This is a genomic window from Promicromonospora sp. MEB111 (assembly GCF_030209445.1).
Taxonomy (GTDB): domain Bacteria; phylum Actinomycetota; class Actinomycetes; order Actinomycetales; family Cellulomonadaceae; genus Promicromonospora.
The window spans coordinates 250001-261277 of the sequence record NZ_JARVSD010000011.1 but is presented as its reverse complement, the minus strand read 5'-3'; the positions used below and the strand labels follow the sequence as shown (position 1 = coordinate 261277).

Below are 11277 nucleotides of genomic sequence, written 5' to 3'. Positions count from 1 at the left end.
CGATCAAGGTAGCGGGAGCCACTGACACCGCCGTAGGTCAGCTCAGAACCTGCTCTTCCTCGCCCGGTCGGGGTCGAACGACCCTGCCTGGGCCACCGTCACGTACGCCCGGTCCGAGACCGCGACGAGCGCCGCCGCCAGGTGGGCGCCGGTGAACGCGATCTCCACGGTGACGCCGGGACGCGGGTACTTGGTGTAGGCGCGGGTGTCACCGACACGGCGGCGATGCGCCGCTGATGAGCCGGAGCTCGTCGATCGGTCCCGCGGCCAGGAGCGGCTGAGCGAGCCGTGCTGCGCGGGTATCGCGACCCGCGCAGCACAGAGCTCAGTCAGCACAGAGCTCAGGCAGGACAGGGCTCAGTACTGGCTCTTCTTCTCCCAGTCCGGGTCGAAGGCCCCGCCCTCGGCCACGGTCACGTAGTCCCGGTAGGACACCGCGAGCAGCACCTTCGGCACCTCCTTGAGCTTGAGCCGGCCCCGGTCGTCCCACGTCCCGGTACGGCGGAACACCAGCTCCTGGACGGCCGCGGTGATGTTCTCCTCGGGCAGGAACGCCCCGGTGAACTCGATCTCGACCGTGAGGTCGAGGGTCGGGTACTCCTTGCGGTAGGCCGAGAACCAGCCGGCGTCCTCGGCCTGCGAGCGTGAGTACCCGAGCTTGGTGGCACGGCCGCGGATCGTGAACGAGTCGCTGAGCCAGCCCTTCCGGGTGTCGACCACGGTGGCCTCACCCGGCAGGTCCGGCAGCCCGCCGGCGTCGTCCGCCTCGGCTCCCAGGCCCTGGTCGAACAGCGGTGTGATCTCGTAGTCGGCGAGGTGGCCGCGCCAGGCGGGCGCGCCGGTCTCGTCGTCGTCCCCGAGGGTGGCGGCGTGCACCAGCGACACCCGGGCGTCGTCCGGCAGGGTGACGTCCTCGTCGTCGACACCGATCAGCGCGCCGCCGTCGCCCGGCCGGAACGTCACGGTCGGGCCAGCCGTCGTACCCGCGCCGGCGGCACCGGCAGCACCATCAGTGCCGGGCAGCTCCGCCGCCCACACCAGGCGCGCGGCCAGGCGGGACATCAGCGGGTGCCCCAGCACGAACTCGCGCCAGTCGGCGGCGCTCCACGTGCGGCCCGTGACCATGGCCTCGGCGAACCGCTGGGTCTGCAGCGCGACGACGGCCTTGAGCTCGGCCCGCGACTCCTTGAGCTGCCGCTTCGCCTCGGCATACACCTCGTCGTCGTCGGACGCGCGCTTGGCCGGCAGAGCCTTGACGACCTTGCCCGCCGGGTTGCGCAGCTCGAGCGTGAACGCCTCGGTGATGCGCCCGGTGACCACGCGCGCCTCGCCGCCGTCGGCGCCACCGTCGTTCCCGGCAGCAGAGGGTCCGCCGAGGTCGAGGCGCAGGATGCCGTCGTCGTCGAACCCGGCCGTCTGGACCGTACGGTCGGCGAGCTGGTCGCCGTCCCAGCCGTTGCGGTCGGCGATGTCCTGGGCGAGCACCCCGGCCGTCTCCTGGACCGTGCGCTGCTTGAACCGGCGTGACACCGCGAGCAGCTGCTGCACCGCGGCCCGGTCGCCGTTGGCGGCGAGCGCCCGCACCAGGTACTCGGCCTGGGCGCGGCGGCCCTTGTGCGCGGCGAAGTAGTGCTGCGCGGTCGTCGCCAGCCCGGCCCCGGGCATCCCGACGGTCAGCGCGAGCAGCCCCTTCTCCTGCGTGGCCGACCCGAGATACGTGGCCTGGTCCTCGCGGTAGAGCCTCTTCCAGAAGTCCTCGACGGTCTGCCCGGCCTGGTCCGAGTAGTACTCGGGGTAGCGCTTGATCGCGGACTGCAGGTTGTCCCAGCGGGACTGCGCGTGCTGGTCGGCGTACTCGCGGGAGTGCTCCACGGACGGGTTGCGGGTGTCCTGGGCGACCCAGGCGCGCAGCACGAACGAGCCGAGCGCGGCCCGCGAGGCCGGGTCCAGCAGCCCGACGTACCGGGCGATCAGGCCCTCGCCGCTGGGCGCCTTCAGCTTGGTGGCCAGGACGACCCACCAGCGCACGACGTCCCGCGGCACGACGCCGCCAGCCTCGCCGGCGACCCCGGCACCGGCCCCAGCACCAGCAGCACCCGCCCACCGCACCTCCGGGAGCTGCTCGAACGGGAACCAGTCGAGGCTCGCCGGGATCCTCGCCTTGAGGCCCTTGACGGCCTCGGCCAGCAGGATCTCCGGCGCGAGGTCGGCCGAGATGTCGTCGCCGAGCGTCTCCAGGGCCGAGAGCAGCGCGGCCCGCGCCGCCTCGCGACGCTCCTTCTTCAGGGCGGCGCGCAGCGCGGGCACCGCGGCGGGGTCACCGATGCGGGCGAGCCAAACCGCGGCCGACGCACGCACCTCGCCCTTGCTGTCCGCGAGCGCCTGCTCGGCCAGGGACCGCGCCCCGGTGTGGGCCTCCAGGACCTGCTGCGCCGTGACACGGTGGGTCTTGCCCGCACCGAGCGCGAGCGCCGTGAGCTTGGGCAGCAGCATCGGCGGCAGGGCGGGGAACTCGCGCAGCATCGCGAGCGCCTTGCCGGTGCGCTCGCCGCCGTCCCCGGTCCGCAGGGCGCGTTCCAGGATCTCGGGGCGCTCGGCGAACCAGGGCCAGGCGACCGGCGCCGGGATCTCCTCGTGCCCCCACCAGCGGTTCAGGACGAGATCGGTGACGAGCCGCTCGACGTCCGGGATCCCGGCGCGCTCGAGGCCGTCGTGGAGCTGGCGCAGGTCGGTGATCTCGTCGAGGTGCCCGCGCAGGCTCCACAGCAGGTTGTTGCCGTCGCTGCGGCCGCCGTGGACCAGCGCCCGCAGGCGCACGTGGAACATCAGGCCCTGGTCGGCGAACGGCTCGTGGCGCCGGTCCGTGAGCCAGGCGACCAGGGGCGAGCTGCCGAGCTGCCGAGCCGGAGCCTTCGCCGTGAGCACCCGCGGGAGGGCCTCGACGTCCTTGGCGGTGATCTTCTCGAGCTGCTTGAGGTTGTTCTGGGCGGTCTTGAGCACCCAGTCGTGGCCGCCGGCCTTCGCGTTCTTCCGGGCCTCGTCGAGGTTGGTCCGGGCCCGGGCGGTCGCCTGCTCGACGTCGGTGCGGAGCTGCTTGACCCACGCGTCGTCGAGCACCGGGTCGGGCAGCGACTCCCACTCCGGGAGGTCGATGACGACGTCCTGCGCGGGCGTCTCCAGCGCGCGGGAGCGCTCGACGGTCTGTTCCAGCAGCTTGACGCGCGCGCCCTGCCCGGCCGCGATCTTCCCGTTCTCGTCGCGCAGCGTGGCGAGCGCCGCCTCGCACGCGGCGAGGCCACCGTCCAGCGCGGCCAGCCGCGTCACGGCCTCGCCGAGCGCTCCCGACTTCGCCGTGGTCAGGAAGGGCGCGAGCAGCGCCACCTGCCGGTCGTCGGGCAGGGTCGCGAGGTGCTGGAGCGCCGCGATGCGCACGCCCTTGGCCGGGTCGGCGGCGAGACCCGCGACGATCCGCGCGAACTCGTCGCTCGGGACCTCCTGGGTCGAGATGCGCTTGCCGATCCGGTCGAGCACCTCCTCCTTGCTCGCTGCGGTCAGCCCGGGGACGACGTCGGCCAGGAGCACGGCGTGCAGGCCCACGAACTCGCCGAACGCGGCGGACTTCATGATCCCCTCGCGGGCGTCCGAGTACCAGGAGCGGCCCTTCGAGGAGCGGTGCACGATCGCCACCAGCACGGTGCGCGGGGCGTCGTCGGCCGGCACGCCGCCCTCGACCGCGGCCTCCTCGAACATCGCCGGCGTCCAGCGCGTGCGCGTGGCCTGGTCCCCGTTGCCGGGACGGTTGCGCTTGGGCGTGCCGATGTGGCCGATGTCGTGCACCAGGAGCGAGAGCCACTCGGGCACACCCGGGATCTCGACCGTCTCGCAGGCCTGCGCCAGCAGCCGGGCGAGACGGACCACCTGCGCCATGGCGCCGACGGCGTAGACACGGCGACGGCCGTTGACACCCTTGTCGGTGGTCCAGTTCTTGTGCTGGGCGGCGACCTTCTTGACGAGGTCGGGCGAGACCCAGCTCGACCAGTAGGTGGTGCGGCCCGGCTGGTCGAGCAGCCGGTCGACGTCGTCCGTGGCGGCGGACGCCACCTGGGTCAGGACCTCCGGCGTCGTGCCCTCCAGCACGTAACCCACCGCGTCCTCGTACAGACCGGTGCTGATCAGCGACAGCGGCGCCAGCGCATCCGCCACGCCTCGCGCCGTCTCGTCGCCGCCCCGCACCCGGTCCATCAGCTCCTGCAGCATCTCGCCCCATCACGTCGTCGTCGGCCATCGGGGCAGAGCTCGCCCCTGGATCGTGCCGCCTTCAGCAGCACGCGCACAAAGTAGCGGTGGCCACTGACACCCCGACCGACAGCCAGGAGGGGCTGCCCGCCCGGGCGCGACGGGAGACGCGACGGCTACGGCGTCAGCCGGTGCAGGTCCCGCGGGAACGGCGTCACCTCGCGGACGTTGGCGGCCCCCACGAGGCGCGCCACCCAACGCTCCAGCCCGATCGCGAACCCGCCGTGGGGCGGCATCCCGTGCCGGAACGCCTCCAGGTAGGACGCGTACGACGCCGGGTCTTCGCCCCGGGCCTCGATCGCCGCCACGTAGTCGGCGTACCGGTGCAGGCGCTGCCCGCCCGTGACCAGCTCCAGCCCGCGGAACAGCAGGTCGAAGCTGTTGCTCCACCGGGAGTCCCCGGGCCTCTGCCGAGCCGGCTCAGGGTGCGTGTAGAACGGCCGCTTGGCCATCGGGTAGCCCTCGACCGCGACGAAGTCCGACCCGTGCTCGGCCCGCGCCCACTCCCCCAGAGCGCGCTCGTGCTCGGGTGCCAGGTCGGGTTCGTCCGACGGCGCCCCGACGAGCTCCAGCGCGTCGGCGAAGTGCAGCACCGGGAACTCGGCCGGGACCCGCGGCACCTCGACGCCCAGCCGCTCGGCGGCCCCCGACCCGCGGACGGCATCGGCCATCCCCGCCAGCACGTCGCGCAGCACGGCCAGCACGTCGCGGTGGTCGCGCACGAACCCGAGCTCGACGTCGAGCGAGCGGTACTCCGCGAGGTGCCGCACGGTGTCGTGCGGCTCGGCCCGGAACACCGGCCCCACCTCGTAGACCCGCTCGAAGACGCCGACCATCTGCTGCTTGTAGAACTGCGGCGACTGCGCGAGGTAGGCGGGCCGGCCGAAGTAGTCGACGGGGAACACGTTCGCTCCCGACTCCGTGGCCGTACCGACCAGCTTGGGCGTGCAGACCTCGGTGAAGCCCGCCGCGTCGAGCGTCGCGCGGAACCCGCGCAGGCTCGCCGCCGCGACCTCCCAGCGCGCCTTCTGCGCGGGGTGCCGCCAGGCGACGGCGGCGTGGTCGAGCATCGTGGGCAGGGCGGCGGTCAGGGCAGGCCGCCACAGCTCGACCGGCGGGGTCTCCGCGGCGTCCGTGAGCGGCGTGATCACCGGTCCGGCGTCGCTTGGTCCGGCACCCGCCAGCCCGGTGACCTCCACGCCGCCGGGTGCCTGCGGGTTCGCGGTGACCGTGCCGGTCACCTCCACGGTGGTCTCCTCGGGCGGCACGCCCGGCGCCTCCCGCCCGACGCCGGAGCGCACCACGACCTGGGCGAGACCCGTGCGGTCGCGCAGCACCAGGAAGGTCACGGTCGCGAGCTCGCGACGGCGGTGCACCCAGCCCTGCAGCCGCACGACGGACCCAGGCGGGACGTCGGGCAGGTCGCGCGCGAGGGTGCGGGCGGGAACCGCTGCGGACGCGGTCACGGCCGGAGCCGGGGACGCCGTCGGGGACGGCACAGGTGGTCTCATCGTTCCTCCAGAGAGCGCAGGCCCTGGAGGAGCGGGCGGGGGCTAGGTCGCGGTGCCACCACTCCTTTGCCGGGAAGTCCCGGCCTCTCGTCGGTACGCCGCACGCGCGGGTGGTCGCTCGCCCGGCGGACCGGGCCGAGGTTCGTCACGCCTCACGCTCACCACCGCACACGCTATGCCCGACGGCGACGGCGGCGCCACATGATTCGGCGTCCGTCCCACCGCCGACCGACTCACACCGACTCACACCGACCGCACCGACCGCACCGACCGCACCGATACGGCCCAACCAGCTCACCCGGCATCGGCGGCGGCGAGCCAGTTCCGCACGGCGCGACCCGCCGCGACGTCGTCCTCCAGCGGCACGAGGTGACCGCGCCCGGCGAACGCGACCACCTCAGGGTCGCCGGGAAGCCGCTCTCGCAGGCGCGTGGCCTGCTCGAACGGGATCCACGGGTCGGCCTCGGCCCAGCCGATGCGCACCGGGCAGCGCACCTCGCCGAGCCGGCGCACGATCGGCGCGGTGTGCTCGGGCGAGAGCTGCGCGATCTGGCGGTAGAACGCGGCCTGCCCCACGTCGCCGAGCCACGGCTCGGTGAGCAGCTCGACCTGCTCGGGGGCGAGCGCGTGGTTGGCGGCGCCGGCGATGTACTCCCGCACCAGGGCGCCGTGCAGCGGCCCGGGCACCGCCGCGAAGACGGACTCGTTCCGCGCCACGAGGCGGAAGAACTCCGAACCCCAGGGGTCCAGCGTCACGATGTCGAGCAGGAACAGGCTCGCCAGGTCCGCGCCCTCCAGGAGGTGGGCGCCGAGCGCGACGGCTCCCCCGATGTCGTGCGCGACCAGGTGCGGGCGGTCCAGCCCCCAGTGCCGCAGGAGCGCGGCCAGCCGCCTGCGCTGGGACACGAGGTCGACGTCGACCCCGGCCCCCTTCCGCGAGGCGCCGTACCCGGGCATGTCCCAGAGAAAGACCCGGCGGTCCCGGCTCAGCGCCCGGGCCACGGGCTCCCAGACCCGCACGGACCACGGCGTGCCGTGGCAGAGCACTACATCACCGGCAGCCGGTCCGGCCGGCTCGGTCCCGTCCGGCTCGCTCCCGTCCGGCTCCGGCCCGGACCGCTCCGGTTGATCGGGCTCCAGCACATAGGTGGCGATGCGCTCGCGGGCGCCGGCACCGCCGCCGCCGCCGTCGACATCGACCTCGACGAACACCGGCTCGAGCAGGGCGGACGGGCGTGGGGCGGAGGCGCGGCCAGGCATCCCCCGACGCTATCCCGAGCCTCCGACACACCCCATGGCGACGGGCACCAAGCCAGCCGACCCAAGGGGTGAATAAGGTGAGGCTAGCCTTACTTCTATTGCTATGATCGGCTCGTGATGACACATTGTCAGCACGTCAGAACTGCGCCGGAGGAGACCCTGTGAGCCTGCCCGTCGAGGAAATCGCCCCCGTCCCCCTGTCCGCCGTGCTTCGTCAGGGCACCCGTGACGCCCATGCCGGTGCCAACTCGGAGCAGTTCATCGAGGAGCTCCTGTCCGGGGCACTGACCCGGGACGCGCACGCCGACCTCACGGCGCAGCTCCTCGTGGTCTACGAGGCTCTGGAGGAGGCGAGCGCCGCCCTGGGGAGCGACGACCGGGGTGCCGGCCTCGTCTTCGCGGAGCTCACCCGCGTTCCCGCGATCGAGCGGGACCTCGCCTTCCTGTACGGGCCGGGGTGGCGCGACAAGATCCGGATCCTGCCCGCGACCCGGGCGTACGCCGATCACGTCCGCGAGGTGGGCGGCAGCCTGCCGCAGTACGCCGCGCACTCCTACACGCGCTACCTGGGCGACCTGTCCGGCGGGCAGATCGTCAAGCGCATGATGAAGGAGCACTACGGCCTCGGCGAGGAGGGGCTGGCGTTCTACACCTTCCCCGACATCCCCAAGGTCAAGGTGTTCAAGGACGCCTACCGCGAGGCCCTGGACGAGCTCGACCTGGACGACGACGAGGTGGCCGCCACCCTCGCCGAGACGCACCTCGCCTTCACGCTCAACCGCGCGGTGTTCACGGAGCTCGCCGAGATCCACTGCTGACCCCGGTGCGTGTCAGACGCTCAGGTCACCCGCGTGACCTGGGCGTCTGACACGCACCGGCGTCTGACATGTCACATCGTCTGACTTGTCACATCCGGAGGCGTCACGTTCCGCGTTCGTGCGTTGTCAGATGGAGTATGAACACCACCGAACGTCGCATCTCCACGACAGCGCTCGTCATCGGTACGGGCGGTTCCGGCCTGCGCGCCGCCATCGAGCTCGCCGAACAGGGAGTGGACGTCCTCGCCCTCGGCAAGCGGCCCCGGATGGACGCCCACACCTCGCTCGCCGCCGGCGGGATCAACGCCGCCCTCGGCACCATGGACGCGGAGGACAGCTGGCAGCAGCACGCCGCGGACACCATCAAGGAGAGCTACTTCCTGGCCAACCCGCACACGGCCGAGATCGTCGCGCAGGGTGCCGCACAGGGCATCGCCGACCTCGAGCGGTACGGCATGGCCTTCGCCCGGGAGGACGACGGGCGCATCTCCCAGCGGTTCTTCGGCGCGCACACCTACCGCCGCACCGCGTTCGCCGGCGACTACACCGGCCTGGAGATCCAGCGGTCCCTCGTGAACCGGGCGACGCAGCTCGACATCCCGATCCTCGACTCGGTCTACGTCACCCGGATCCTGACCCACGACGGCGCGGTGTTCGGCGCCTACGGGTTCGACCTCACCGACGGCACGCCGTACCTGATCCACGCCGACGCCGTGATCCTCGCCGCGGGCGGCCACAACCGCATCTGGCGGCGCACGTCGTCCCGCCGCGACGAGAACACCGGCGACTCGTTCCGCCTCGCCGTCGAGGCCGGCGCGCGCCTGCGCGACCCGGAGCTGGTCCAGTTCCACCCGTCGGGCATCCTGGAGCCCGAGAACGCCGCGGGCACGCTGATCTCCGAGGCGGCGCGCGGCGAGGGCGGCATCCTGCGCAACGCCCTCGGCGAGCGGTTCATGCAGAACTACGACCCCGAGCGCATGGAGCTCTCGACCCGCGACCGCGTGGCGCTCGCCGCGTACACCGAGATCAAGGAGGGCCGCGGCACCGAGAAGGGCGGCGTCTGGCTCGACGTCTCGCACCTGCCGCGCGAGACGATCATGACGCGCCTGCCGCGCGTCTACCAGACGATGCTCGAGCTGCAGATGCTCGACATCACGGCCGAGCCCATCGAGATCGCCCCCACCGCGCACTACTCCATGGGCGGCGTGTGGGTGCGGCCCGAGGACCACAGCACCGAGGTCGACGGCCTGTACGCGATCGGCGAGGCGTCCAGCGGCCTGCACGGCGCCAACCGCCTGGGCGGCAACTCGCTGATCGAGCTGCTGGTGTTCGGCCGCATCGTCGGCCGCGCCGCGGCGGCCTACTCGGCCGGCCTGGAGGCGCAGCGCCGCTCGCACGACGCCGAGGCCTACGCCCGCGCCGAGGTGGCCGACCTGCTCACCGCCGACGGGCACGAGAACGTGCGCGCCCTGCAGCGGGCGATCCGCAACACGATGACCGAGCACGCGGGCGTCGTCCGGGACGAGGAGGGCCTGGTCACGGGCCTGCGCGAGCTGGACGAGATCGAGGCGCGCACCCAGGAGATCGGCGTGCACCCCGACATCGCCGGCTTCCAGGACCTCGCACACGCCTTCGACCTCAAGGCGTCCCTCATCGCGGCCCGCGCCACCCTGGAGGCCGCCCGCGAGCGCCGAGAGACCCGCGGCTGCCACAACCGGAGCGACTACCCGGACCTGGACCCGGCGCTCCAGGTGAACCTGGTCTGGTCCCCGAAGACCGGCATCGTCCGCGAGGAGATCCCGGCGGTCCCGGAGGAGATCGCGACCCTGATCGCGGCCCAGGAGGTCTCGACGGAGGGCAAGCTGGTCGAGTAACCCTCCCCCGGCTCGTTGAGTGCTGGGTATTCGCCCTTCTGGCACACGAAAAAGGGCGAATACCCAGCACTCAACGAGTTGGGGCGGGCGGGTCAGCGGCGGTGGCGGGGGTTGTGGGCGTGGCCTGTGGCGCGTTCGGTCCAGCCCGGCCAGACGCGTTGCGCGTCGCGCTCGTGGAGCTTGCCGCCCAGGTGCATCGCCCGCCAGACGCCGCGGTAGCCGGGCAGCACGCCGGAGGCGATGATCACGTGCCCGACGACGACGGGGGTCACCACATACGTGGACCACCGGTGCACCGCCGCGAACCACACGAACGCCGGTCCCCCGCTGACGACCGCCAGCCCCACGCCGGACACGACCAGCGCGAGCAGCGTCGCGACGAGCACCAGGTTCGCGATGCGCTGCCCCGGGTCGAACCGGCCCTCGTGCCGCCCGAACCGCCCCGTGAGGATCGCGGCGGGCCAGCTCCGGAACCACGCGCCGTCGCCGTGCTCGAACCGGAAGGTCTCGCGCCAGAAGGTGCGCCAGCCCCGTACGCCGACGACGACGGCCAGCACCGTGAGCCCGGCGAGGACCCAACCCGTGACGGTGTGCAGGTCGGCGTCGGACACGCCGGTGACCCGCGCGACGACGCTCGGGCTGCCCTCGTTCCCGAGCAGCAGCCACCAGCCGGTGATCAGCAGCACGACGACGGTCACGTAGACGCCGGCATGGAACCAGCGTGCCGGACGGCGGTTGCGCTCGACCGTGCCGACGACCGGTCCGGAGGCCGCTCCGGTGGCGGCACCAGCAGCAGCCCCGGCAGCACGCTTGCCGGCACCGTTGGCGGCAGGGTCGGGGCGCTCAGTAGCTGTCACCGTCGTCCTCCGTGGCACCTCCCGTGTCGCCCGAACCGCCTGCGCCCACGGTCACCTCGATGTGGGTCTCCACCCCCGCCGGCGAGTGGTCGGCGTTGCGCAGCGACGCGTCGATCTCGTGCTCACCCTCGGGCAGGTCGGTGACCTCCACGCTGTCGCCCTCGACCACCAGGTACTCCTGGTCGTCCCCGTCGAAGTACACGTGCACGTGGTGATTGCCCGACTCGGTCGGCCCGAGCTCCTCGCTGGAGGAGAGGTCGACGGTGAACGGCGTCTCGACCGTGCCGCCGTCGTCGGGCGAGGTGATCTCCAGCGTCATGCCGCCGGCCGCACCGCCCGAGTCGCCCTCGTCGCCGCCACCCCCGCCGTAGCCGCCCCCGCTGCCACCGCCGCTGCCGCAACCCGCCACGAGCAGGACGGTCAGTGCCGCCCCGGCAGCGAGCCTCGCTCCGCGCAGCCTGGACGCCCCATGCAGTCCGGACGCTCCGCGCAGCCCGGACGCTCCTCGTAGTCTGGACATGGCTACCTCCTTGTTCCGGGCGTCGCCGACGACGCCCGTCACCTGTCCCTACGTGGCGGAGCGTTCGACGGATCTCTCGACCTCCGAAGCGCGACACGATCCAGCGGGGCGAGATCCACGGACCGGTCCCGGCACGTAGGG

At 72.9% G+C, this 11277-nt stretch carries 8 protein-coding genes; 2 read left to right on the top strand and 6 right to left on the bottom strand.

Annotation, left to right across the window (positions count from 1 at the left end; translation table 11 throughout):
* Positions 1–42 precede the first annotated feature (42 nt).
* The 4 genes from QRN56_RS13900 to QRN56_RS13885 all read right to left on the bottom strand — a co-directional run bounded on the left by QRN56_RS13900 (position 43) and on the right by QRN56_RS13885 (position 7067).
* Positions 43–168 (bottom strand): hypothetical protein, encoded by a 126-nt coding sequence (locus QRN56_RS13900; protein ID WP_285104163.1) that lies wholly within the window; start codon positions 166–168, stop codon positions 43–45.
* Positions 169–357: 189 nt separating this feature from the next.
* Positions 358–4257 carry a DUF4132 domain-containing protein gene (locus QRN56_RS13895; RefSeq protein ID WP_285104161.1) on the bottom strand — a complete coding sequence of 1300 codons (3900 nt, stop codon included), beginning with the start codon at positions 4255–4257 and terminating at the stop codon, positions 358–360.
* A 155-nt stretch (positions 4258–4412) separates the two neighbouring features.
* Positions 4413–5807, bottom strand: a complete 1395-nt coding sequence (aspS, locus tag QRN56_RS13890) for an aspartate--tRNA(Asn) ligase (protein WP_502928799.1) — start codon at positions 5805–5807, stop codon at positions 4413–4415.
* A gap of 294 nt (positions 5808–6101) precedes the next feature.
* On the bottom strand, positions 6102–7067 hold the full coding sequence (locus tag QRN56_RS13885; protein ID WP_285104157.1) for an alpha/beta fold hydrolase: 966 nt from the start codon (positions 7065–7067) through the stop codon (positions 6102–6104).
* Between the two features lie 161 nt (positions 7068–7228).
* Between QRN56_RS13885 and QRN56_RS13880 the strand changes: the two genes are divergently transcribed.
* Both QRN56_RS13880 and QRN56_RS13875 read left to right on the top strand, forming a co-directional pair.
* Positions 7229–7885 (top strand): biliverdin-producing heme oxygenase, encoded by a 657-nt coding sequence (locus QRN56_RS13880; protein WP_285104155.1) that lies wholly within the window; start codon positions 7229–7231, stop codon positions 7883–7885.
* A 137-nt stretch (positions 7886–8022) separates the two neighbouring features.
* The gene (locus tag QRN56_RS13875) at positions 8023–9759 is read left to right on the top strand and encodes an L-aspartate oxidase (protein ID WP_285104153.1); all 1737 of its coding nucleotides are present in this window, start codon (positions 8023–8025) and stop codon (positions 9757–9759) included.
* Positions 9760–9851: 92 nt separating this feature from the next.
* On the opposite strand, the gene QRN56_RS13870 is transcribed toward QRN56_RS13875, so the two are convergent.
* Entirely contained in the window at positions 9852–10616 is a 765-nt protein-coding gene (locus tag QRN56_RS13870) for a cytochrome b/b6 domain-containing protein (protein WP_285104151.1), read from the bottom strand.
* Positions 10603–11136 carry a hypothetical protein gene (locus QRN56_RS13865; protein ID WP_285104149.1) on the bottom strand — a complete coding sequence of 178 codons (534 nt, stop codon included), beginning with the start codon at positions 11134–11136 and terminating at the stop codon, positions 10603–10605. Before QRN56_RS13865 ends, QRN56_RS13870 begins: the two co-directional genes overlap by 14 nt.
* Between the last annotated feature and the right edge of the window lie 141 nt (positions 11137–11277).